Here is a 23,522-nt window from a genome sequence, read left to right on the forward strand (position 1 = left end):
TGGCTAGTCCTTTGAAGGTTCGTTGGGGATGGAGGAAGCGAGCGGCCCGGCCAGCCGCGCGAGGCACCAGGCCAGGGCACGCGTGCAGGCTGCGAGATCGTCGATGCGGGTGTCTTCGTCGGGGTGGTGGCTCACGCCGGCGCGGCTGGGCGCGAACAGCATCGCGGTGGGACAGAAGCCGGCCAGCGGCATGGCATCGTGGAAGGCGCCCGAGAGCATCTCGCGATGGCTCAGCTGCAGGGCGGCACAGGCCTCGCGTGCGAGGCTTGCGAGCGCGGCGTCGAAGCGCACCGTGGGTTTGTCCTGCAGCACCTCGACCTGGCCTCCGGCCGGCAGCGCCGCATGGATGAGCTGGCGCACCGCATCGAGCGCGGCAGACTCGGGATGGCGGGCATCGACGGTGAAGACGACGCGATCGGCGATCGTGTTGATCGACCCAGGGCTGCACTCCCATCGCCCGATGGTCAGGCGCAGCCGGTCGTCGCCGTACTGCGCCGCGTGGTCGAGCAACGCATGGGCCATGCGCACGGCCTTGGCCTGGGCATCGTCGCGCGAGGCCGGCGGCGTGGTGCCCGCGTGCGCACTGCGCCCAGGCACGGTGATGCGGAACCACCGCACACCCTGGATCGCCGTCACGCAGCCGACCTGCAGGCCCTCGGCCTCCAGCACCGGCCCCTGCTCGATGTGTGCTTCGACGAAACAGTGCACCGGGCGCGCCAGCGGGGTGTCGTCCATCCAGGCCCAGCCTTGGCGCTGCGCCTCGCCGCGCAGGTCGTCCACGGCGGCATCGCGCGCTGCCTCGAAGCACAGGCCTTCGCCGTCGCGCACGCCGAGGAACGCATCCAGACACTGCGGCGCGGTGAAGGCCACCGAGCCCATCAGCCCGGGTGCGAAGCGCGAGCCTTCCTCGTTGGTCCACATCGCCACTTCGATCGGCCGGCGTGTCTGCAGGCCGAGACGGTCGAGCGCGTCGAACACCTCCAGGCCCGCCGCGACGCCGAAGGCGCCGTCGAGCCAGCCGCCCAGGGGCTGGGTGTCGATGTGGCTGCCGGTCACGACCGGCGACAGCTTCGATTCCTGTCCATCGCGCCGCACGAACACGTTGGCGGCGGCATCGATGCCGATGCGGTAGCCGGGCCGCTGCGCGAACGGCTGCACCAGCCATCGCCGCGCGGCCAGTTCGTGCGCGCTCAGCGCCTGCCGAGCCACACCGCCGCTGGTGCCCGTACCGACGGCGCCATGCGCCGCCAGTCCGCGCAGTCGCGCCTCGAGGCGCGCGGCGTCGACCGCGTGCGCCACCTCGTGGGCCACGGTCGCATCCCCCACTTCGTCGAGCAGGTTCATGCGGCCGCTCCTGCCGCGGCATTGCCCAGGCTGCGGCGAATCCACGGCTGCAGGAACGCCCGGATGCGCGGGTGTTCCGGCTGGTGGATCACCTCGCGCGGCGTGCCGATCGTCACGATGCGGCTCTTCTCCATGAACACGATCCGGTCCGACACCTCGGCCGCGAAGCTCATCTCGTGCGTGACCATGATCATGGTCATGCCGCCGCGCGAGAGCGACTTGATCACCTCCAGCACCTCGTCGACGAGCTCCGGGTCGAGCGCGGAGGTCGGCTCGTCGAGCAGCATCACCTCGGGGCCGACCGCGAGCGCCCGGGCGATGCCCACGCGCTGCTGCTGCCCGCCGCTGAGCTGGGGCGGACGCGCGTCGGCCTTGGCCGACATGCCCACGCGCTCCAGCGCCTCCCCGGCAACGCTGCGGGCCTGGTCTTCGCGCAGCCCCTTGGCCAGGGTGAGCGGCGCCATCACGTTGGCCAGCACCGTCATGTGCGGCCACAGGTTGAACTGCTGGAACACCATGGCGACCGGCGAGCGCACCTCGGCGATCACGCGCTCGCTCTCGCGGACCAGTGCGCCGGCTGCGTTGCGGCGATAGCCGAGCAGAGCGCCGCGGATGCGGACCTCGCCCTCGTCGTAGGCCTCGAGAAAAGTTCATGCAGCGCAGCAGCGTGGTCTTGCCCGAGCCCGAGGGGCCGATCAACGACACGACTTCGCCCTTGCGGATGTCCAGGTCGATGCCGGACAGCACGCACTGCGTGCCGAACGATTTGCCGACGCCGCGCATGGAGACGATGGGAACGGTCACGGAAGCATTCATGGGCGGGGTGTTTCTCGAAGGGCCGACCACGCGCGCAGCGTGCCGGCCGCGCGGTTGACGAGCAGCGACAGGCCCCAGTAGCTCAGCGCCAGCAGCAGGTAGGGCTCGACGTAGACGAACTGCTCCGACACGACCTTGCCGGCGGTCATCGTCAGTTCGGGATAGGTGATGACCGAGGCCAGCGCGGACTCCTTCATCAGCAGGATGGTCTGGCTCGCGATCAGGGGCAGGCTGGCGCGCAGCGCCTGCGGGCATTCGATGGTGGCGAAGATCTGGCGGGAGGACAGGCCCATGCACCGGGCCGCCTCGATCTGGCCGCGCGGAATGCTCTGCCAGCAGGCGCGAAAGATCTCCGCGAAGTACGCGCCGCCGTACACGGCGAGCGTGAGGCCCGCGGCGGCGAACGGATCGAGCGAGAGGCCCGCGCTCGGCAGGCCGAAGTACACGATGAAAAGGTGGATCAGGAACGGCACGCCGCGCCACACCCCGGTGTAGGCGACATAGAGCCAGCGCGCCGCGCGCCAGCCGGTTTCGCGCAGCGCGTGAAAACCGAAGCCCACGACCAGCCCGCCCGCCAGTCCCACCAGCGTGAGCAGCACGGTACGCAGCGCGGCCGAGCCGAACTCGGGCAGCAACTGGCCCAGGAGCGCGGCGTCGATCATGGCCGCTCCATCCGGGTGCGCAGCCAGTGGCCGAGCCACAGCACCGCACCGGTCATCAGCAGGTAGCACAGGCCCACGCAGACGTACACCTCCAGCGGCCTGAAATTGGCCGCCACGATCTGCCGGCCGCTGCGCCCGAGGTCGGCCACCGCGATCACCGAGACGATGGCCGAGCTCTTCACCACGTCGATGGCTTCGGACACCACGGCTGGCCACACGGCCCGCGCAAGCTGCGGCAGCTGCACGTGGCGGAAGATGCGCGCGGGCGGCATGCCGAACGAGGCGGCCGCCTCGATCTGCCCCGCCGGCACCGCCACCAGCCCGGCGCGCAGGATCTCGCACTGGAACGCGGCGGAGTTCAGGCCCAGCGCGACGATGGCCACCAGCAGCGGCGGCAGATCGACGCCGTAGGCACTGGGCAGGTAGAAGAGCATGAGCAGCTGCACCAGCAGCGGCGTGCCGCGAAAGAAGCTCAGGTAGGTGCGCACCGCGGCGGGCAGCACGCCCCGGCCGCCGCGCCGCAGCGACAGGCCCAGCAGCACCGCACCCCAGGCAAAGCCCAGCAGGATGGCCGCCACCGCCACGCTCAGCGTGGTGGCGAGGCCCTGCAGCAGTACCGGCAGGTAGGCGGCCAGGCGCTCGAAAAGGGTTGCCGCGTTCATCGGACGGTGCGTGGTGCTCAGGAAGCGTCGTTTCTTGCGGGCCCGCTCACATCTGGGGCGCCGGCACCGCGTCGGTGGGCACGTCCATCGTGAAGCCGAACCACTTCATCTGCAGCTCCTTGAGCTTGCCGCTCTTCTGGGCGCGCGCGATGCCGTCGCTGAAGAACTTGACCAGCGGCGCGCTGTCCGCATCCTTGCGGCCGACCCAGCCGAAGTAGGTCTTGGGGCCGATGGGCGCCGGCATCACCGCGTAGATGTCGCCGCGCGTCTTGACCAGCGTCGCCAGATTGGAGAGCGACTGCGCCACCGCCGCGAGCCGGCCAGCGGCCAGGTCGGCATAGGCTTCGTCGAAGCTCACGTATTCGCGGATGGTGACCGCCGGCTTGCCTTCGGCCTGCAGCTTCTTCGCGTAGTCTTGCAGCGCTTTCAGCTGGGCCGAGCCCGCCTGCGAGCCGACCGTCTTGCCGGCGATGCCTGCGGGGTCGGCGAGCGCGCTGTCCTCCTTGCGCTTGACCAGCGCCGTCGTGGCGTCGGCGATGGGCACGGTGAAGGCGAACTTGTCGGCGCGCTCCTTCGTGAGCGTCACCGAGGTCACGACGAAGTCGAAGCGCTTGGTCGCCAGGCCCGGCAGGATGCCCTGGAACGGCACGTCGAGCTGCTTGACCCGGACCTCGGGCAGGTCCGCCAGGATCAGGCGCATGAGGTCGGGGCCGTAGCCCACGATTTTGCCGTCCTGCAGGAACTCGAAGGGCGCGAACTGCGCCTCGGTGCCGACGACGATTTCCTTCTTGCTCTTCACCGTTTCCAGCATGTCGGCGCTGTGCGCGGCACCAAGCAGAAACAGGGAAAGAACGCCAGCGATTGCGCGATGTAACAGCATGACCAGGCCCTCGGGTGTGGATTGAAACAGGTGTTAACGGGATCAGCAAGCTACTTGCATTTATGCAAGTTACTTGCACAACGCGCACACAAGTTTCATGCCAGCCGAAACCGGGCTGGCGGCACAGTCGTGGTGCGAACGGCAGCACAAAAGGAAGAATGGGCCTCTTCCGGCGCGCACCGGGCGCACTGCAGGCGTGCCAAACCGTCGCGAGCTGCCACATCTGGAGAAGACGGCCATCGCGAACCGCGAAATCCCGGCCTGGCCGGTTGCGGCACACTGCACCGCTGGTGCAGTGAGGCGAAGCGAAGCCTTCAGGCTGCAACCCGATCAGCGATCAGTCCAGAGACAAAGAGAACCCATGATCCGAAAACTCATCCGCCCGCTGGCCATTGCGCTGGCAATCCCCATGGCGTTCGCCGGCATTGCGGCGCACGCACAGTCCACCGCCTATCCCGCCAAGCCCATCCGCATGGTCGTGCCCTTCCCGCCCGGTGGCGGCACCGACATCCTCGCGCGCCTGGTGGCCCAGAAGCTCACCGAGGCCAAACACTGGACCGTGGTGCCCGACAACCGCGCGGGCGCAGGCGGCACCATCGGCATCGCCGAGGCCGCGCGCGCGACGCCCACCGGCTACGACATCGTGATGGGCCAGAAGGACAACATGGTCGTCGCGCCCTGGCTCTACAAGAACCTGAGCTACAACCCGGTGAAGGACTTCACTGCCGTGGCCCACGTGGCCTACACGCCGGTGGTGATCGTCACGCAGGCCAACTCCAAGTTCAAGACGCTCGACGACGTGGTGAAGGCCGCGCGCGCCGCGCCCGACACCGTCACCTACGGCTCGCCCGGCAACGGCACCACCATCCACCTGGCCGGCGAGATCTTCAACGGCGCCGCCAAGATCAAGATGCGCCACGTGCCCTACAAGGGCTCCAACGCAGCCATGATGGACGTGCTCGCGGGCAACGTCGACCTGATGGTGTCGTCGGTGCCTTCGGCCATGGCGCAGATCAAGGCCGGCAAGCTGCGCCCGCTGGCCGTCACCTCGGCCAAGCGAAGCACCTCGCTGCCCGAGACGCCCACCGTGGCCGAGCTCGGCTACAAGGACTTCGACGTGAGCACCTGGTACGGCCTCTTCGTGCCCGCCGGCACGCCGAAGGACGTGGTGGCCACGCTGAATGCCGAGGTCAACAAGCTGCTGGCCACGCCCGAGATGAAGGCGGCCATCATCGCCCAGGGCGCCGAGCCGCAGAGCATGACGCCCGAGCAGTTCGGCGCGCTGCTGAAGACCGACTACGAGAAGTGGAAGGGCATCGTGCAAGCCTCGGGCGCGACAATCGAATAAGCCTTCGCGTCGCAGAATGGTGTCTCCAGAACAGGCCGCAACGACGGCATGGAGACACCGATGGTTCCTTCGCTTCCATTGAAGACGGCTGCCCTCGCGGCGGCCGTCGTCCTCTTCCAGGGCTGCGCGCAAACACCACCTGCCGCGCAGAAGCCTTCAGACGCCACCGTCGCCGCGCACGTCGCCGCAGCCACCAAGGCCGCGGGCACCGACCTCGGGCCGCTGCTGTCGCTGTGCAAGCCCGCTCCGGCCACACGCCCGCCGCAGGAAGAGCTCGACAAGGGCCTGCCCCTGCTCATCAACAAGCCCGCACCGCCGCCGGCCAGGGCCTTCGACAACCTCTACTTCGTGGGCGCCGACTGGGTCAGCGCCTGGGCCATCAAGACCTCGGACGGCATCATCCTCATCGATGCGCTCAACAACCAGGTGGAGGCGGCCGCGCTCATCGAAGGCGGCATGCGAAAGCTGGGCCTCGACCCGGCGCAGATCAAGTACGTGATCGTCACGCACGGCCACGGCGACCACTACGGCGGCGCCCCCTACCTCGCGCAGAAATACCGCGCGCGCGTGGTGATGAGCGATGCCGACTGGACGATGACCGAGACCAAGCTGGAATTCGCCACGCCGATCTGGGGCGCGCCGCCCAAGCGCGACATCTCGGTGAAGGACAGTGACCGCGTCACGCTGGGCGACACCACCGTCACCCTCTACCTCACGCCGGGCCACACCATGGGCACGCTGTCGCCGGTGTTCGACGTGAGCGAGAACGGCAGGAAGCACCGCGCCATGCTCTGGGGCGGCACGGGCTTCAACTTCGGCAAGGACGTGCCGCGGCTGGACAACTACATCGCGTCCACGAAGCGCATGGATTCGATCGTGAAGGCGCAGAACATCGACGTGATGCTGTCGAACCACTCGAACGTCGACAGCTCGCAGGCCAAGATGGCCGCGCTGCGCCAGCAGCCCGCGGGCGCAGCGAACCCGTTCGTGATGGGCACGCCGACGGTGGAGCGTGCGCTGGGCGTGATGGGGGAATGCGCGCAGGCGCAGCGGGACAGGTTTGCGATGCAGTGAAGCGGGGCCTGCTCCTTCCCCCTCTGGGGGAAGGTCGGGATGGGGGCAGTCGGCGCTTGAAAAGGCCGCTGGCGGCGCATGGGCCGCGTGCCCCCACCCCTGCCCTCCCCCAGCGGGGGAGGGAGAAATACCGGACTCAGTCCGGTACGAACTTGCGATTGAAGACGTCCACGTCCCCTACGTCCTCGAACGTCACCACCTGCCCCATCTTCCCGTCCTTCATGCGGCAGGCCGAGAACAGGCTGTAGCGCCCCTTGAAGCCGAACTCGTTCATCACGATCAGCGCGTAGGGATGGGGCACGAACACCTGGTGTTCGAACACGATGCGGTGCACGTTGCGCGGCGAGGGAAAGAGCTTGTACTCGCCGGTGTCGATGGCCTGGGCCGTTGCCATGGGGTCGCTCGCCTTCCGCTCAATCGGGGTCGCGCACGTCGGCCACCGGCTTCGCGCCGAAGTCCGCGCGCGCCAGGTACTTGAGCACCTTGGCAGCAGCGCTGGCGGGGCTGTCGAGCATGCCTTCGTTCTTCATCTTCTCGAAGCGCGTGCGGTCCGGAAACTTCTCGGCCGACGCACCGCGCAGTTGAACCTGCATGTCGGTGTCGATCACGCCCGGCGCCAGCGAGACGATGCGCGCGCCGTTCGGCGCATTGGCCTCTTCCAGCGCCACGGCGCGCGAGAAGTGGTCCATGCCGGCCTTGGCCGCGCAGTAGGGCGCCTGGCTGCCCATGGCGTTGCGGCCCAGGCCCGAGGAGATGTTCAGCACCTTGCGCACACCGTGCCATTCGCGCGTGGCGCCCAGGAACGCCGCCGTCAGCAGCATCGGCGCTTCCAGGCCGATGCGCAGCGCCTGCGACAGCTCGGACCCCACCGCGCGCGACAGCGGCGCCGGGTTGCCGACCGTGCCGGCGTTGTTGATGAGCGTGACGCTGTCGAAGCGCTGCGCGTCGACAGTCTTGAGCCAGGCAGAGAGGCGCTCGGCGGCGGCAACGGGGTCGGACAGGTCCTGCTCCCATTGCGTGATCTCGGCGCCGGCGGCCTTGGCCGCTTCGGCCAGCGCGGGCGACTGCTTGCGCGAAATGCCGATCACCGTATGGCCGGCCTGCAGCAACTGCTCGGCCATGGCCTGGCCCAGGCCGCGCGAGGCGCCGGTGATGAGGGTGAGGTGGGAGGTGGACATCTGGAAAAGTCTTTGTTGATGGAACGAAGGCCGGAAGGTTAAAGCGAATCGCTTGTCCCTACTTGAACTGCTTCCTCAGGAAGTTGCGATGCCGCGCAATGTGCTGCATCTGTGCCGGCGCGATGGTGCCGCCCAGGTCGACCTCGTCCGCGCCGTTGAGCACCGCGTTGGCATTGGCCATCGCGCGCGCCACCACCTCTTCCTCGCTCACGCCCAGTTGCGCCGCGAGATCGAGCGCCACGCGGCGCATCGCGCGCTGCGAGAGCATCCACATCGCGCCGAAGCGATCCCACGCGAGAGCGGCTTCCTCGGCCTTCTCGCGGTCGGCGAGGATCTCGCTGAGCGGCTTGGCGAGCACGGCGTCCAGCGCCTCGATCTTCTCGGTGAGCGCCTCGTTGCGCGCGAGCGCTTCCTCGAGCGTGGGGCCGGTGTCTTCCGCCTTCGCTCTCGCCTTCGCAGGAACTTCGGGCTGCGGCGGGATGAAGGCGGCCTCCGCGTTCGCGGGCACCACCAGGAGCTGGTCCTTGAGAGTCATGTTCTTTCCTTTTCCGCCATAGCGTTCTTCTTGTTGTTCGACATCGCGGTCGCGCGCAGGCCCGGCAGGTCGAGCACGCGCAGCCCGCCGTATTCCACGCGGATCAGCCCCTGCGCCGACAGGCCGTTGAGCGCCTCGTTCACGCGCTGGCGCGAGAGGCCGACGAGGTAGGCCAGCTCCTGCTGCGTGATCCGCAGCACTTCGCCCACGCCGGGGTACAGCACCGGGTTGAAGAGCGACACCAGGTTGCGCGCCACGCGCGCGTCGGGGTTGTTGAGCCGGTCGATCTCGAGCGCCGCGATGAACTGGCCCAGCCGTTCGTTGAGCTGGTTCATCACGAAGCGGTTGAAGCCGATGGAGTGGTCGAGCAGCCAGTGGAAGCTCTCGATCGGCAGGCCGGCGATCAGGCTGCGCCGCAGCGCCTGGATGTTGTAGCGGTAGGGCTCGCGCTTCATCACCGTGCCTTCGCCGAACCAGCCGCCGGGCGGCACGCCGGTATAGGTGACGGAGCCGCCATCGGCGTTGTCGTTGCTCATCTTCAAGAGGCCCTCGACCACGCCGAACCAGTAGGTGGGCGAGCGCCCGACGCGGCACACCAGGTCGCCGGGCTCGGCCTCGCCGACCACCAGCGCGGCCTCGGCGCGACGGCGCTCGGCAGGAGTGAGCTTCGACAGCCACGGAATGCCTTCGAGCTCCGCGGCATCGGCGGGACGCACCCGGTCCCTGATGGTCGAACCGCCGAGCGCGCCGTTGTGGTTGGAATTGCCGTGAGGCATCGGGAAACTCCGGGGAGTAGTGTCCCTAGGATTGTCGTTGGAACGACAACCGGGCGTCAAAGTGAGTCCTACGATCCGCCCACTGTGCAAACAACCGCCCCCACCTTTCCCCGTCTGCTGCTCGCGCACGCCGAGGCCCGGCCCGAAGCCCCCGCCATGCGCGAGAAGGACCTCGGCATCTGGCAAACCTGGAGCTGGAGCGCCGTGGCGCAGGAAGTTCGCGAGATCGCCTGCGGCCTCGCGAGCCTGGGCTTCAGGCCTTTCGACAACCTCGCGATCGTCGGCGCCAACCGGCCGCACCTGTACATGTCGGCGGTCGCGGCGCAGAGCCTGCGCGGCGTGCCCGTGCCGCTGTACCAGGACGCGGTGGCCGGCGAGATGGTCTTCATGCTGCAGGACGCCGGCATCGAATTCGTGATCGTCGAGGACCAGGAGCAGGTCGACAAGCTGCTCGAGTGCCGCGAACTGCAGCAGGGCGGGCAGCCGGGCATCCGCTACATCATCTACGACGACCCCAAGGGCCTGCGCCACTACGACCAGCCCGGGCTCATGAGCTACGAGCAACTGCGCGCACTGGGCCGCGAGTTCGACAAGTCCAACGTGGGCCACTACGACCGCGCGGTGGCCAGCGGCGAAGCTACCGACGTCGGCGTGATCCTCTACACCTCCGGCACCACCGGCCGCCCCAAGGGCGTGTGCCAGACGCATGCGAGCTTCATCGCGGCGGGACGCGGGGGCGTGGAGACCGACAGGCTCGGCCCCGGCGACAACATCATGAGCTACCTGCCGATGGCGTGGGTGGGCGACCACCTGTTCTCGGTGGCGCAGTGGCTGGTGGGCGGCTTCACGCTCAACTGCCCCGAGTCGAGCGAGACGGTGATGAACGACATGCGCGAGATCGGCCCGAGCTACTACTTCGGCCCGCCGCGCACCTTCGAGGGGCTGCTCACCGCCGTGTCGATCCGCATGGAGGACGCGGCCGCGCCCAAGCGCTGGCTGTATGCGAAGTTCATGGCGCTGGCGCAGCGCGTGGGCGCCGACATCCTCAACGGCGCGCCGGTGAGCCTGCGCGATCGCCTGATGTACCGCCTGGGCGACCTGCTGATCTACGGCCCGCTGCGCAACGTGCTGGGCATGAGCCGCATCCGCGTGGCCTACACGGCGGGCGCGGCCATCGGCCCCGACCTGTTCCGCTTCTATCGCTCCATCGGCGTGAACCTGAAGCAGTTCTACGGCCAGACCGAGACCTGCGCCTACGTGTGCCTGCAGCAGGACGGCAAGGTCAAGCTGCAGACCGTGGGCACGGCCGCGCCAGGCATCGAACTCAAGATCGCCGACGACGGCGAGGTGCTGGTGCGCGGCGTGTCGGTGCTCAAGGAGTACTACAAGCGCCCCGACGCCACCGCCGAGGTGCTGGACGCGAACGGCTACTTCCACACCGGCGACGCCGGCGTGCTCGACAGCGAGGGCCACCTGCGCATCATCGATCGCGCCAAGGACGTGGGCCGGCTCGTGGGCGGCGCGATCTTCGCGCCCAACTACATCGAGAACAAGCTCAAGTTCTTCCCGCAGATCAAGGAGGCCGTGTGCTTCGGCAACGGCCGCAGCGAGGTCTGCGCCGCCATCAACATCGACTACGAAGCGGTGGGCAACTGGGCCGAGCGCCGCGGCCTGGCATACGGCGGCTACGTCGATCTGGCCGGCAAGCCCGACGTGCTCGCGCTGGTGGCCGAGTGCATCGCCAAGGTGAACGCCGACCTGGCGGCCGAGGACGGCATGGGCGAGACGCAGATCGCGCGCTTCCTGGTGCTGCACAAGGAGCTCGACCCCGACGACGACGAGCTGACCCGCACGCGCAAGGTGCGCCGCGGCTTCATCGCCCACAAGTACGCGGTGCTGGTCGACGCGCTCTACGGTGGCAGGAAAGAGCAGTTCATCGAGACCCAGGTCAAGTTCGAGGACGGCCGCACGGGCTCGGTGAGCGCCACGCTGAAGATCGTCGACGCGAAGCGCTTTCCGTTGATCAAGGTGGCCGCATGAACGCGCACAACCTCACCGAGGCATCCATGCTTGCAACAACGACACGAGGCGGCCGCAAGGATGGCGACGTCATCCTCGACGTGCAGAACATCTCCCTGAGCTTCGGCGGCGTGAAGGCGCTCACCGACATCAGCTTCAACGTGCGCGAGCACGAGGTGCGGGCCATCATCGGGCCGAACGGCGCGGGCAAGAGCTCGATGCTGAACTGCATCAACGGCGTCTACTGGCCGCAGCAGGGCTCCATCACCTTCCGCGGCAAGACCTTCAAGCACATGAACTCGCGCCAGGTGGCCGAGATGGGCGTGGCGCGCACCTTCCAGAACCTGGCCCTCTTCAAGGGCATGAGCGTGCTCGACAACATCATGACGGGGCGCAACCTCAAGATGAAGAGCGGCCTGTTCGCGCAGGCGCTGCGCTGGGGCCCGGCCGAGCGCGAGGAGCTCGCGCACCGCGAGTTCGTCGAGCACATCATCGACTTCCTCGAGATCCAGGCGCACCGCAAGACCCCCGTGGGCCGCCTGCCCTACGGCCTGCAGAAGCGCGTCGACCTGGGCCGCGCGCTCGCGATGGAGCCGCAGGTGCTGCTGCTGGACGAGCCCATGGCGGGCATGAACGTCGAAGAGAAGCAGGACATGAGCCGCTTCATCCTCGACGTGAACGACGAGTTCGGCGCCACCATCGTGCTGATCGAGCACGACATGGGCGTGGTGATGGACATCTCCGACCGGGTGGTGGTGCTGGACTACGGCAAGAAGATCGGGGACGGCACGCCGGATGAAGTCCGGAACAACGAAGACGTGATCCGGGCATACCTCGGCGTGGAGCATTGAGCATGGGCTTTTTCCTCGAAACCCTCTTCGGCGGTCTCATGGTCGGCATGCTCTATTCGCTGATCGCCATCGGCTTCGTGCTGATCTACAAGGCCTCCGGCGTCTTCAACTTCGCGCAGGGCGCGATGGTGCTGTTCGCGGCGCTGGCGATGGCGCGGTTCGCCGAGTGGTTCCCGCAGTGGTTCGGCTTCCAGAGCCAGATCCTCGCGAACATCCTGGCCTTCGTCGCGGCCATGGCGGTGATGATCGTCGTGGCCTGGCTCATCGAGCGGCTCGCGCTCAGCAAGCTGGTGAACCAGGAAGGCATCACGCTGCTGATGGCCACGCTGGGCATCGCCTACTTCCTCGACGGCATGGGCCAGACGATCTTCGGCAACGACATCTACAAGATCGACGTGGGCATGCCCAAGGAGCCGCTGATGGTGCTGGAGAACACCTTCCAGGGCGGGCTGCTGCTGAGCCAGGAAGACCTGATCGCCGCGCTGGTGGCGGCGGGCCTGGTGGTGGTGCTCGCCGTGTTCTTCCAGAAGACGTCCACCGGCCGGGCCCTGCGCGCGGTGGCCGACGACCACCAGGCCGCGCAGTCCATCGGTATTCCGTTGAAGCGCATCTGGGTGATCGTGTGGTCGGTGGCCGGCTTCTCGGCGCTGGTGGCCGGGATCATCTGGGGATCAAAGCTGGGCGTGCAGTTCTCGCTGTCGCTGGTGGCGCTGAAGGCGCTGCCGGTGGTGATCCTGGGCGGGCTCACTTCCATTCCGGGCGCCATCATCGGCGGCCTGCTGATCGGTGTCGGCGAGAAGCTCTCCGAGATCTATCTCGGTCCGATGTTCGGCGGCGGCATCGAGATCTGGTTCGCCTATGTGCTGGCGCTGGTGTTCCTGCTGGTGCGTCCGCAGGGCCTGTTCGGCGAAAAGATCATTGATCGGGTCTGAGATGTTCTACAGAGAAAACGGCCAATTCAAGTCGAGCTACCGCGCCGACCAGCAGATCTTCCCGATCGCGCAGGACCGCCTCGCGATCCTCGTTCTGCTGCTCGTGGCCTTCGTGGTGGTGCCGCTGGGCGTGTCGGACTACTGGATGCGCGCCATCCTCACGCCCTTCCTCATCCTGTCGCTCGCTGCCCTGGGGCTGAACATCCTGGTGGGCTACTGCGGGCAGATCTCGCTGGGCACGGGCGCCTTCATGGCGGTGGGCGCCTACGCGGCCTACAACTTCCAGGTGCGCATCGAGGGCATGCCTCTCATCGCATCGCTGCTGCTGGGCGGCCTGTGCGCCACGGTGATCGGCGTGCTCTTCGGCATTCCGAGCCTGCGCATCAAGGGGCTGTACCTCGCGGTGGCCACGCTGGCGGCGCAGTTCTTCACCGACTGGGCCTTCCTGCGCATCCAGTGGTTCACCAACAATTCTTCTTCCGGCTCGGTGAGCGTGGCGGGGCTCAACGTGTTCGGCGTGCCCATCGAATCGCCGGTGCAGAAGTACCTGTTCTGCCTGATCTTCGTTTCGGTGTTCGCGCTGCTGGCAAAGAACCTCGTGCGCAGCGCCATCGGCCGCGAGTGGATGGCGATGCGCGACATGGACGTGGCGGCCGCGGTGATCGGCATCCGCCCGGTGTACGCCAAGCTCACGGCCTTCGCGGTGAGCAGCTTCATCGTCGGCGTGGCCGGCGCGCTGTGGGGCTTCGTGCACCTGGGCGCGTGGGAGCCGGCTGCGTTCAGCATCGACCGCTCGTTCCAACTGCTGTTCATGGTGATCATCGGCGGGCTCGGCTCGATCATGGGCAGCTTCTTCGGCGCCGCATTCATCGTGCTGCTGCCGCTCTTTCTGAACCAGCTGCCCGCGTGGCTGGGCTTCTCGATCTCCACCGCGCTGGCCTCGCACCTGGAGACCATGATCTTCGGCGCGCTGATCGTGTTCTTCCTGATCGTCGAGCCGCACGGCCTCGCGCGGCTGTGGTCCACGGCCAAGGAGAAGCTGCGGCTGTGGCCCTTCCCGCATTGAGGTGATGAGTTCCGTTCGTAGAAAACCCGGCACCGAGGTGCCCACAAAGGAGACAGGCATGAAACTGAAATCGCTCGCTCTGACCGCCGCCCTGGTGGCCAGCACCCTCGGCGCCATGCTCGCGCCATCGCTCGCGCAGGCGCAGGCGAAGGAACAGTTCTTCCCGCTGCTGGTGTATCGCACGGGCCCCTACGCACCCAACGGCACGCCCTGGGCCAACGGCAAGCAGGACTACATCAAGCTGGTCAACGCCAACGGCGGCATCAACGGCGTGAAGATCGCGTACGAGGAGTGCGAGACCGGCTACGCCACCGACAAGGGCGTCGAGTGCTACGAGCGCCTGAAAGGCCGCCCGGGCGTGGCGCTCTTCGATCCGCAGGCCACCGGTATCACCTTCGCGCTGACCGACAAGGTGCCCACCGACAAGATCCCGCTGATCACGCTGGGCTACGGCCTGGCCGCCTCGCAGGACGGCGGCGTCTTCAAGTGGAACTTCCCGCTGATGGGCTCCTACTGGACCGCGGCCGACATCCTGATCCAGCACATCGGGAAGAAGGAAGGCGGCATGGACAAGCTCAAGGGCAAGAAGATCGCCCTCGTGTATCACGACTCGCCCTTCGGCAAGGAACCGATCCCGCTGCTGCAGGAGCGCGCCAAGCAGAACGGCTTCGAGCTCTCGCTGATCCCGGTGACCGCGCCCGGCGTGGAGCAGAAATCGGCCTGGCTGCAGGTGCGCCAGCAGCGGCCCGACTTCGTGCTGCTGTGGGGCTGGGGCGTGATGAATTCCACCGCCCTGAAGGAGGCCGTTGCCACCGGCTACCCGCGCGAGAAGATGTACGGCGTGTGGTGGGCCGGCGCCGAGCCCGACGTGAAGGACGTGGGTGCGAACGCCAAGGGCTACCACGCGCTGGCGCTGAACACCTCGGGCACCGAGCCCAAGGTGATCCAGGACATCCTCAAGCAGGTGCACGACAAGGGCCAGGGCACAGGTCCGAAGGACGAGGTGGGTTCGGTGCTCTACACGCGCGGCGTGATCATCCAGATGCTGACCATCGAGGCCGTCAAGCGCGCGCAGGAGCGCTTCGGCAAGGGCAAGGTCATGACCGGCGAGCAGGTGCGCTGGGGCATGGAGAACCTCGCGCTCGACCAGAAGAAGCTCGACGCGCTGGGCTTCTCGGGCGTGATGCGACCGGTGAGCACCTCGTGCCAGGACCACATGGGCTCCACCTGGGCGCGCGTGCACACCTGGGACGGCGCGAAGTGGGGCGACATGTCCGACTGGTACCAGGCCGACGAGCAGATCATCAAGCCGATGGTGAAGACGGCTGCCGACAAGTACGCGGGCGAGAAGAAGCTCACGCGCCGCGAAGCAGCGGATTGCCAGTCCTGATGCGCTGAGCAGGCGTTCCGTGGCGGCTCGCGAGAGCCGCCATTCGCAAGAGCGGCGGGTATCGCACGTCGCCGTTCTTTCGAATGCTTCGGACCACACCATGAGCGAATCCAACATCCTCCTCAACGTCAACGGCATCGAGGTCATCTACAACCACGTGATCCTGGTGCTCAAGGGCGTGTCGCTGACGGTGCCCGACGGCGGCATCGTGGCGCTGCTCGGCGGCAACGGCGCGGGCAAGACGACCACGCTGCGCGCGGTGAGCAACCTTCTCGCGGGCGAGCGCGGCGCGGTCACCAAGGGCACCATCGAGCTGCGCGGCGAGCGCATCGAAGCGCTGTCGCCGGCCGAGCTGGTCAAGCGCGGGCTGATCCAGGTGATGGAAGGCCGCCACTGCTTCGCGCACCTGACCATCGAGGAGAACCTGATGACCGGCGCCTACACGCGCACCGACGGCAAGGCCGCGGTGCAGCAGACGCTGGAGAAGGTGTACGCGTATTTCCCGCGACTGAAGACGCGCCGCACCTCGCAGGCGGCCTACACGTCGGGCGGCGAGCAGCAGATGTGCGCCATCGGCCGCGCGCTGATGGCCAACCCGACCATGGTGCTGCTGGACGAGCCCTCGATGGGCCTGGCGCCGCAGATCGTGGAGGAAGTGTTCGAGATCGTGAAGGACCTCAACGCCAAGGAGCGCGTGACCTTCCTGCTGGCCGAGCAGAACACCAACATGGCGCTGCGCTACGCCGACTACGGCTACATCCTGGAGAACGGCCGCATCGTGATGGACGGCGAGGCCAAGAGCCTGCGCGAGAACGAGGACGTGAAGGAGTTCTACCTGGGCGTCGGTGGCGCGGACCGGAAAAGCTTCCGCGACGTCAAGAGCTACAAGCGGCGCAAGAGGTGGCTGGCTTGACCGTTCCGACGTTTTCGCCGCGTTGCCATTCGGGGCGCGATCACGCCGACGGGGTACCTTGCTCCGCGAATGTCCCCCGCCCTTCGGGCTCCTCCTTTATTTCGCTGCGCAAGGCACCCCATCGACGTGATCGGTTCAGAGCTCTGGTTGATCGGCGATCACCCACAGCGTGCCCTGGTGCACAGGCTACCGGGTGCTCCCCGCAGCGAAATAAAGGAGGAGGCCGCAGGCCGGGGGACATTCGCGGAGGGGAGTACCCGGTGGCCTGTGCACGCACCCTGAACACATCAGCGTGGTTGAAGAACCGAATTGAAAGACAAAGGGTACGGACATGACCGACCACTACGACAAGCTCGAGATCCGGGACCCCGCCGAACGCGAGCGTGACCTGCTGGCCGCGCTGCCGAAGCAGATCGCTCAGGCGCAGACCGCGGCACCCGCCTTCGCGAAGATCCTCGATGGCGTGAAGCCCGCCGACGTCACCACGCGCGACGCGCTCGCGAAACTACCGGTCACGCGCAAATCGGAATTGCTCGAACTGCAGAAGGCGCGCCGTGCGGACGACCCCTTCGGCGGCTTCTCGTCGATCGTGCGCGGCCCGCGCATGCCGCGCGTGTTCGCGAGCCCCGGCACCATCTACGAGCCCGAGGGCGAGGCGCGCGACTACTGGCGCACCGCGCGCGCATTGCATGCGGCGGGCTTTCGCGGCGGCGAGCTCATCCACAACAGCTTCAGCTACCACATGACGCCCGCGGGCTCGATCATGGAAAGCGGCGCGCACGCCATGGGCTGCACCGTTTTCGCGGGCGGCACCGGCCAGACCGAGCAGCAGCTCGAGGCGATGGTCGACCTCAAGCCCGAGGGCTATGCGGGCACGCCGAGCTTCCTCAAGATCCTGCTGGAGAAGGCCGAGGAGAAGAACCTGAAGCTGCCCTCGCTGACCAAGGCTCTCGTCTCCGGCGAGGCCTTTCCGCCGAGCCTGCACGACTGGATCGCCGCGCGCGGCGTGAAGGGCACGCAGTGCTATGCGACCGCCGACCTGGGCCTCATCGCCTATGAAACCAGCGCACGCGAGGGGCTGGTGCTCGACGAGGGCGTGCTGGTGGAAATCGTGCGCCCCGGCACCGGCGATCCGGTGCCCGACGGCGAAGTCGGCGAGATCGTCGTCACCACCTTCAACCCCGACTACCCGCTGGTGCGCTTCGGCACCGGCGACCTCTCGGCCGTGCTGGCGGGCACCTGCCCCACGGGCCGCACCAACAGGCGCATCAAGGGCTGGATAGGCCGTGCAGACCAGACCACCAAGGTGCGCGGCATGTTCGTGCATCCCTCGCAAGTGGCCGAGATCGCACGGCGCTTTCCCGAAGTGCAGCGCGCGCGGCTGGTCGTATCCGGCGAGACGGGCGACGACAGGATGACGCTGCAGCTCGAATGCGCGGGCGCGGCTCCTGAAGGGCTGGAAGCGCGCGTGGGCGAGGCCATCCGCGAAGTGACCAAGCTGCGCGGCGAAGTCGTCGTGGTGGGCGCGGGCTCGCTGCCCAACGACGGCAAGGTGATCGAGGACGCGCGCAGCTACAAGTAGCGGCGATACAGCCCGCGCACGGTGGCGCGCGTGAGCACCACCGCGAGCACGGTGTAGACCAGCACGAGCGCCAGCGCGAAGCCGACGAGGCTGCCCGCGCTGTTGAAGCCGTGCAGCCAGACCGCCATCGCCAGCCACGCGAGTCCGGCCGCGATGCACAGCAGCTGCACCAGCACGAAGGCAAGCACCGACGCTCCCACCGCCCTGAACGGCCGCACCCGCGAGAAGACCGGCGCGGCGCCCAGCCATGCGCCCCAGAACGCGAGGCCGAAGGCCGCGAGCGGCGGCACCACCCAGGCGACCAGCAGCGCGGGACCGTCCAGGCCTTGCGTCATGGAACTCCATCGGCTCATGGCGGCGCCGCTCCACATCTGCAGCGACGCGAACACCGAGGCAGCCACGAGCGCCACCGCACGGCGCGTCGGCGGCCCGCCTGGCACCTCGTCGGCCTGCGCGTCCGCCGATCCGGCACGGGCGCCCCTGAGCGCGATCCAGGCCGAGAGCCAGATGCCCAGCACCAGCACGATCAGCTGGGCCACGGACTGCAGGAACACGAACACCGGCATCGCCGCGCGCATCGAGGTGAAGCCCAGCGATTCATGAAAGCGCCCGCCCGGCATGAAGAGAAGCTGAAGGTCGTATAGCAGCGGACTCAGCGCGTAGAAGTTCAGCAGCAGCACCACGACGTAGGCCGCGGCGTAGCGCATGCGCGGCTGCGGCAGCCCCGCCACGTTGCCGGCGCCATGCCTTTCCAGCGCATTGCGCCCGTGGCACCACGCGATCGCCGCCGACAGCACCCAGCCCATCGCGATGCTGCAGACCATCGGGATCCAGACGCCGGGCAGCGCATAGGCGCTGCGCAGCTGCCCGGACTCGGGCGAGTCGGGCCAGAGCCGGACGGCCATGTTGAGAAGCACCATCACGGCGTCGATGGCCACAGTGATGAGCGCGAGATCGCGCGGCAGGCGCAATGCCTGCGACTGGAGGGGAGTCGCCGTCATGGAGGAAATACTTTCGCCTTTCACGATGCAAGGTGCGGCCTGTGCGGCCGCGCCCTGCGGAAAAGGCGAGCGTATCGGATGGCGGCGTGCGCCCCCTGTAGGCTCAGTGCGCGAGTGCGGCTTCGCCCGACTCCTGCGGCTCGGGTCCGATGTAGATCGACTGCGGACGGATCAGCCGCCCCTTCTTCACCTGCTCGCGCGCATGCGCCACCCAGCCGCTCACGCGGCCGGCCGCGAACACGCAGGTGAAGCTCTCGCGGCCGAAGCCCAGGGCTTCCAGCAGCAGCGCGGTGTAGAACTCGACGTTGGTCTCCAGCGCGCGGCCCGGCTTCTTCTCGCGCAGGATGGCGAGCGCGGCCTGCTCCGCCGCCTCCGCCAGCGCGAAGCGCGCCGCGTTCACGCTGCCCTCCTCGCCGAGCCGCCCCAGCGCGCCCTTGAGCGCATCGGCGCGCGGATCGCGCACACGGTAGATGCGGTGGCCGAAGCCCATCAGGCGCTGGCCTTCGGCCACGGCCTGCTCCAGCCATGCCCGGGCATTGGCGGCGCTGCCGATGGCATCGAGCGCGTCGAGCACCGGCCCGGGCGCGCCGCCGTGCAGCGGCCCCTTCAGCGCGCTGATGCCCGCGAGCACGGCCGATGCGAGCCCTGCCCCGGTCGATGCGACCACGCGCGCCGCGAAGGTCGATGCATTGAGGCCGTGGTCGCACACCGTGACGAGATAGGTGTCGAGCGCGGCGCTCTGCGCGGGCGTGGGCGAGCGGCCATGCAGCATGCGCAGCATGTCTGCGGCATGCTGCAGTGCCTCGTCGGGCGCCAGTGCCGGCACGCCCAGGCGCCAGCGCATCACGGCGGCGGTATAGACGGCCGGCGCAGCCACGAGGCGCAGCGCGGTCGGCAGGTCGTCGCCATCGGGCAGGCGGGCCATCAGCGCGCGCACGGCCTCGATGGGCGGCATGCGGCACAGCAAGGCGTCGTCGTTCGGCTGCAGCAGCTCGAAGGCCTCGCGGCGCGCACGGCCGATGGCGCGGCGTAGTGCCGAGGCGGCAGGCAGCGTGTCGAAGAAGCCCTCGAAGAGCAGGTGCACCACGTCCTCATAGCGCCAGCGCTGCGCGATCTCGTCGAGTTCATGGCCGCGGATCACCAGCCGGCCGGCCGCGCCGTCCACCTCGGACAGCACGGTATGCGCAGCCACCACGCCTTCGAGGCTGCCATCGTCGTTGTTCATCGCTCTTTGCTCCTGGTTGTCACGATGGCATCGATTCTGGTCCGGTGGATATTGACGTCAATCTTGATCTATTCTGTCAACATGACCATCAAGAAGACGCAGCCGCTGTGGCTGCCCGCGGCCGACGCGCTCGAACTGATGCAGGTGCGTCCGCAGACGCTCTACGCGAGCGTGAGCCGCGGCCGCATCCGCGCCAGGCCCGATGCGGCCGACCCGCGCCGCAGCCTCTACCACCGCGACGATGTGCAGCGCATCGCGGCGCGTGCGAGAGGCCGGCGCAGCGTCGAGACAGTGGCGAGCGAGGCGATCCAGTGGGGCGAGCCGGTGCTGCCCTCGGCTGTATCGACAGTGGCCGAGGGCCGGCTGCTGTATCGCGGGCAGGACGCCTGCGAACTCGCAGCGCACGCCACGCTGGAGGATGTGGCGGGCCTGCTGTGGGAAAGCGCGCCGCCGCGCCTCCACGCCACCGCCTTGCCTTCCGATGCGGAGGGCTCGGATGCAAACCCGTTGCAGGCCGGACTACTAGCGCTTGCAACGCGCGCCGCCTCCGACCTGCCCTCGCGTGGCCGCTCGGCAGGCGTGCTGCAGGCTGAGGCAGCGGCGGCGATCGGCGCATTGGCCGATGCCATGCTGCGCGCCGCACCACCGCATACCGACACCCCCATGCACATGCGACTGGCCGCAGCATGGCGCCGTCCGCGCGCGGCCGACGACCTGCGCCGCGCGCTGGTGCTGCTGGCCGACCACGAACTCAACGCTTCGACCTTCGCGGCACGCGTGACCGCATCGACCGGCGCCTCGATGGCGGCCTGCCTGCTCACCGGCCTTTCGACACTCACAGGTCCGCTTCATGGCGGTGCTTCCGCCGCGGTGCAGGCGCTGATGCGCAATGCAGCCGCCATCGGCACCGAAGCCGCTGTACGCGAATGGCTTTCGCACGGGCGGCCGCTGGCTGCGTTCGGGCATCCGCTCTATCCGGCGGGCGATGCGCGCTGCGCGGCGCTGCTGGAGCACATCGCGCTGCCGGCCGAATTCGCGCAGCTGCGCGAGATCGGCGAGAGGCTGCTGGGCGAGGCGGTGAACATCGATTTCGCGCTCGCCGCCCTCGCCGCCGTGCACAAGCTGCCGGCCGGCGCGCCGCTCACGCTCTTCGCGCTTGCGCGCAGCGTGGGATGGACCGCGCACGTGCTCGAGCAGCAGGCCGCGGGCCAGCTGATCCGCCCCCGCGCGCGCTACACGGGCCCGCTGCCCGCCACGGCGGAAGCGGTGCCGATCAGTGCGCCACCGGCTCCCGCGCGTGCTCGAAGAGCTTCGTCATCTCGCGATTGAAGGCGGGAATGTCGTCGGGCTTTCGGCTGGTGACGAGCTTGCCGTCGACGACGACTTCCTTGTCGCTCCACTGCGCGCCCGCGTTCTTCAGGTCGGCCTGCAGCGAAGGCCACGAGGTCATCTTGCGGCTCTTGACGCCGCCGGCGTCGATCAGCGTCCAGGGGCCGTGGCAGATCGACGCGATGGGCTTGCCGGACTCGACGAAGGCGCGCACGAAGGCGACCGCCTTCTCGTCGATGCGCAGCGTGTCGGGGTTCACGACGCCGCCCGGCAGCAGCAGCGCGTCGAAGTCGTCGGGCCTGGCGCTCTTGAGCGGCACGTCGACCGCGAAGCTGTCGGCCGGATCGTGATGGTTCCAGCCGCGCACGCTGCCCTGGGCGGGCGAGACGATCCGCGTCCGCGCGCCGGCGTTGTCGAGCGCCTTGCGCGGCTCGGTCATCTCGACCTGCTCGAAGCCGTCGGCCACGAGGATGGCGACCTTCAATCCATCGAGCGACGAGGATGACGCCGTGGTGGTCGATGCAGTGGTCGATGGGGTGGTATTGGACATGGGTGAAATCTCCTTTTGAAGCTTCACCCTAGGTCTGCCCCGTGCAGGCCGCATCGTCCGTCGCCGGCTCCGCCTGTCGGACAGTTCGACGGCCGGCAAACTTCTCTTACGAAGAGTGGGCCTGCTCGCTACTTGCCGGGCCCCGCGCGCTTCACGCCGCCGCGGAACCCGTTCGGCAGGCCCGGGTTTGGAAGCCCCGCCGCACGCCCCTCCAAGGTGCGCAAGACGGCCTTCGGCTAAGGGCTATTCGCTATAGGTCAGGTCCTGGTCAGCCCTTAAGATCACGGCGTTTTTATTCCCCCCTTTCGGAGACGACATGAAGAAACTGTTCGCCCTCGCGGCGATTGCCGCCGCGGCCGTCGGTGCACACGCCCAGGACTTCCCCGCGGGCAAGACCGTGACCCTGGTGGTGCCATTCGCCGCCGGCGGCCCCACCGACCGTGTCGCCCGCGACCTGGCCGAAGCCATGCAGAAGACGCTGGGCACCACCATCGTGGTGGACAACACCGCCGGCGCGGGCAGTTCCATCGGCACCGCCAAGGTGGCGCGCGCCAATCCCGACGGCTACACGCTGCTGCTCAACCACATCGGCATGTCGACGATGCCGGCGCTCTATCGCAAGCTGCCCTTCAACGTCGAGACCGACTTCGAATACCTGGGCATGGTCAACGAAGTGCCGATGACGCTGATCGGCAAGCCCGGCCTGCCGGCCAACAACTACAAGGAACTGACGACCTGGATCTCGGCCAACAAGGGCAAGATCAACCTCGGCAACGCCGGCCTGGGCGCCGCCTCGCACCTGTGCGGCCTGCTGTTCCAGAGCGCGCTGAAGGTCGAGATGACGCCGGTTCCCTACAAGGGCACCGCACCTGCCATCGCCGACCTGCTGGGCGGCCAGATCGACCTGCTGTGCGACCAGACCACCAACACCACGTCGCAGATCGAGGCCAAGAAGGTCAAGGCCTACGCCGTGACCACGAGCAAGCGCCTGACCACGCCCGCGCTGAAGGACCTGCCCACGCTGGACGAGTCGGGCCTCAAGGGCTTCGAGGTGACGATCTGGCACGGCGTGTACGCGCCCAAGGGCACGCCGGCGCCGGTGCTGAAGAAGCTCAACGATGCCATCAAGGCCGCGATGAAGGACCCGGGCTTCATCCAGCGTGAAGAAGCGCTGGGCGCGGTGATCACCACCGACAAGCGCACCGAGCCGGCCGAACACAAGAAGTTCGTGTCGTCCGAAATCGCGAAGTGGGGCCCGATCATCAAGGCCGCAGGCGTGTACGCCGACTGATCGATTCACGACAGCACACGCAGCCGAAAGCAGCCGCAAGGCCGCCTGAGCCCCCCGGGGCCAGGCGGCTTTTTCGTTATGCTGCGCGGGATTTCTTC

General features: G+C 68.1%; 23 protein-coding genes and 1 pseudogene. 11 read left to right on the forward strand and 13 right to left on the reverse strand.

Annotated features, from left to right (window positions below; translation table 11 throughout):
• Positions 1–3: 3 nt before the first annotated feature.
• The 6 genes and pseudogenes from ACHMXA_RS01485 to ACHMXA_RS01510 form a co-directional block, all read right to left on the reverse strand.
• Entirely contained in the window at positions 4–1,344 is a 1,341-nt protein-coding gene (locus ACHMXA_RS01485; protein ID WP_395321197.1) for a M20 family metallo-hydrolase, read from the reverse strand.
• Entirely contained in the window at positions 1,341–1,958 is a 618-nt protein-coding gene (locus ACHMXA_RS01490; RefSeq protein ID WP_395321199.1) for an amino acid ABC transporter ATP-binding protein, read from the reverse strand. The genes ACHMXA_RS01485 and ACHMXA_RS01490 overlap by 4 nt, the downstream gene beginning before the upstream one ends.
• Before the next feature lie 79 nt (positions 1,959–2,037).
• Positions 2,038–2,160 (reverse strand): annotated as a pseudogene (locus tag ACHMXA_RS01495) (amino acid ABC transporter ATP-binding protein); the annotation flags it as partial.
• Positions 2,157–2,822, reverse strand: coding sequence for an amino acid ABC transporter permease (locus ACHMXA_RS01500; RefSeq protein ID WP_395317910.1), 666 nt, complete (start codon positions 2,820–2,822; stop codon positions 2,157–2,159). The pseudogene ACHMXA_RS01495 and the gene ACHMXA_RS01500, both read right to left, overlap by 4 nt.
• On the reverse strand, positions 2,819–3,484 hold the full coding sequence (locus ACHMXA_RS01505; RefSeq protein WP_395317912.1) for an amino acid ABC transporter permease: 666 nt from the start codon (positions 3,482–3,484) through the stop codon (positions 2,819–2,821). The genes ACHMXA_RS01500 and ACHMXA_RS01505 overlap by 4 nt, the downstream gene beginning before the upstream one ends.
• A 46-nt stretch (positions 3,485–3,530) precedes the next feature.
• A complete protein-coding gene (locus ACHMXA_RS01510; RefSeq protein WP_395317914.1) occupies positions 3,531–4,364 on the reverse strand; it encodes a transporter substrate-binding domain-containing protein in 834 nt (277 codons plus the stop codon).
• Between the two features lie 361 nt (positions 4,365–4,725).
• Here ACHMXA_RS01510 and ACHMXA_RS01515 point away from each other — a divergent pair, with 361 nt between their 5' ends.
• Positions 4,726–5,712 (forward strand): Bug family tripartite tricarboxylate transporter substrate binding protein, encoded by a 987-nt coding sequence (locus ACHMXA_RS01515; RefSeq protein WP_395317916.1) that lies wholly within the window; start codon positions 4,726–4,728, stop codon positions 5,710–5,712.
• A gap of 60 nt (positions 5,713–5,772) precedes the next feature.
• Complete coding sequence (locus ACHMXA_RS01520) at positions 5,773–6,786, forward strand: MBL fold metallo-hydrolase (RefSeq protein ID WP_176665104.1); 1,014 nt, start codon at positions 5,773–5,775, stop codon at positions 6,784–6,786.
• Between the two features lie 136 nt (positions 6,787–6,922).
• Here ACHMXA_RS01520 and ACHMXA_RS01525 read toward each other — a convergent pair whose 3' ends face one another.
• From ACHMXA_RS01525 to ACHMXA_RS01540, 4 genes are read right to left on the reverse strand one after another with little or no spacing between them, the layout of a single operon-like run.
• The gene (locus ACHMXA_RS01525; RefSeq protein WP_176665105.1) at positions 6,923–7,180 is read right to left on the reverse strand and encodes a hypothetical protein; all 258 of its coding nucleotides are present in this window, start codon (positions 7,178–7,180) and stop codon (positions 6,923–6,925) included.
• Between the two features lie 19 nt (positions 7,181–7,199).
• Positions 7,200–7,964: an SDR family NAD(P)-dependent oxidoreductase gene (locus ACHMXA_RS01530; protein WP_395317919.1), complete on the reverse strand. Its 765-nt coding sequence runs from the start codon at positions 7,962–7,964 to the stop codon at positions 7,200–7,202.
• 58 nt (positions 7,965–8,022) lie between these two features.
• Positions 8,023–8,499 (reverse strand): hypothetical protein, encoded by a 477-nt coding sequence (locus ACHMXA_RS01535; protein ID WP_395317921.1) that lies wholly within the window; start codon positions 8,497–8,499, stop codon positions 8,023–8,025.
• Positions 8,496–9,275 (reverse strand): Crp/Fnr family transcriptional regulator, encoded by a 780-nt coding sequence (locus ACHMXA_RS01540; RefSeq protein ID WP_395317923.1) that lies wholly within the window; start codon positions 9,273–9,275, stop codon positions 8,496–8,498. Before ACHMXA_RS01540 ends, ACHMXA_RS01535 begins: the two co-directional genes overlap by 4 nt.
• A gap of 84 nt (positions 9,276–9,359) precedes the next feature.
• On the opposite strand from ACHMXA_RS01540, the gene ACHMXA_RS01545 reads away from it, so the two are divergent.
• The 7 genes from ACHMXA_RS01545 to ACHMXA_RS01575 all read left to right on the forward strand — a co-directional run bounded on the left by ACHMXA_RS01545 (position 9,360) and on the right by ACHMXA_RS01575 (position 18,028).
• Positions 9,360–11,315 (forward strand): AMP-dependent synthetase/ligase, encoded by a 1,956-nt coding sequence (locus tag ACHMXA_RS01545; protein ID WP_395317925.1) that lies wholly within the window; start codon positions 9,360–9,362, stop codon positions 11,313–11,315.
• Positions 11,312–12,145 carry an ABC transporter ATP-binding protein gene (locus tag ACHMXA_RS01550; protein ID WP_395317926.1) on the forward strand — a complete coding sequence of 278 codons (834 nt, stop codon included), beginning with the start codon at positions 11,312–11,314 and terminating at the stop codon, positions 12,143–12,145. The genes ACHMXA_RS01545 and ACHMXA_RS01550 overlap by 4 nt, the downstream gene beginning before the upstream one ends.
• Before the next feature lie 2 nt (positions 12,146–12,147).
• On the forward strand, positions 12,148–13,077 hold the full coding sequence (locus tag ACHMXA_RS01555) for a branched-chain amino acid ABC transporter permease (protein WP_176665111.1): 930 nt from the start codon (positions 12,148–12,150) through the stop codon (positions 13,075–13,077).
• A gap of 1 nt (position 13,078) precedes the next feature.
• Complete coding sequence (locus tag ACHMXA_RS01560; RefSeq protein ID WP_176665112.1) at positions 13,079–14,143, forward strand: branched-chain amino acid ABC transporter permease; 1,065 nt, start codon at positions 13,079–13,081, stop codon at positions 14,141–14,143.
• Between the two features lie 58 nt (positions 14,144–14,201).
• Positions 14,202–15,533 (forward strand): ABC transporter substrate-binding protein, encoded by a 1,332-nt coding sequence (locus tag ACHMXA_RS01565; protein ID WP_176665113.1) that lies wholly within the window; start codon positions 14,202–14,204, stop codon positions 15,531–15,533.
• Positions 15,534–15,633: 100 nt separating this feature from the next.
• Complete coding sequence (locus ACHMXA_RS01570) at positions 15,634–16,446, forward strand: ABC transporter ATP-binding protein (protein WP_026346745.1); 813 nt, start codon at positions 15,634–15,636, stop codon at positions 16,444–16,446.
• 331 nt (positions 16,447–16,777) lie between these two features.
• Positions 16,778–18,028 (forward strand): phenylacetate--CoA ligase family protein, encoded by a 1,251-nt coding sequence (locus tag ACHMXA_RS01575; protein ID WP_395317930.1) that lies wholly within the window; start codon positions 16,778–16,780, stop codon positions 18,026–18,028.
• Here the strand turns inward: ACHMXA_RS01575 and ACHMXA_RS01580 are convergent.
• Entirely contained in the window at positions 18,019–19,029 is a 1,011-nt protein-coding gene (locus tag ACHMXA_RS01580) for a hypothetical protein (protein ID WP_395317932.1), read from the reverse strand. The genes ACHMXA_RS01575 and ACHMXA_RS01580 overlap by 10 nt on opposite strands.
• A gap of 103 nt (positions 19,030–19,132) precedes the next feature.
• Complete coding sequence (locus ACHMXA_RS01585) at positions 19,133–20,254, reverse strand: citrate synthase/methylcitrate synthase (protein ID WP_395317934.1); 1,122 nt, start codon at positions 20,252–20,254, stop codon at positions 19,133–19,135.
• Positions 20,255–20,335: 81 nt separating this feature from the next.
• On the opposite strand from ACHMXA_RS01585, the gene ACHMXA_RS01590 reads away from it, so the two are divergent.
• Positions 20,336–21,583: a citrate synthase gene (locus tag ACHMXA_RS01590; RefSeq protein WP_395317936.1), complete on the forward strand. Its 1,248-nt coding sequence runs from the start codon at positions 20,336–20,338 to the stop codon at positions 21,581–21,583.
• On the opposite strand, the gene ACHMXA_RS01595 is transcribed toward ACHMXA_RS01590, so the two are convergent.
• On the reverse strand, positions 21,528–22,133 hold the full coding sequence (locus tag ACHMXA_RS01595) for a type 1 glutamine amidotransferase domain-containing protein (protein ID WP_395317938.1): 606 nt from the start codon (positions 22,131–22,133) through the stop codon (positions 21,528–21,530). The genes ACHMXA_RS01590 and ACHMXA_RS01595 overlap by 56 nt on opposite strands.
• A 316-nt stretch (positions 22,134–22,449) precedes the next feature.
• Between ACHMXA_RS01595 and ACHMXA_RS01600 the strand changes: the two genes are divergently transcribed.
• Positions 22,450–23,424 carry a tripartite tricarboxylate transporter substrate-binding protein gene (locus ACHMXA_RS01600; RefSeq protein WP_126183797.1) on the forward strand — a complete coding sequence of 325 codons (975 nt, stop codon included), beginning with the start codon at positions 22,450–22,452 and terminating at the stop codon, positions 23,422–23,424.
• The last annotated feature ends 98 nt before the right edge of the window (positions 23,425–23,522 follow it).

Origin of the sequence: Variovorax sp. UC74_104 (assembly GCF_044055375.1) — a bacterium.
Lineage (GTDB): Bacteria > Pseudomonadota > Gammaproteobacteria > Burkholderiales > Burkholderiaceae_C > Variovorax.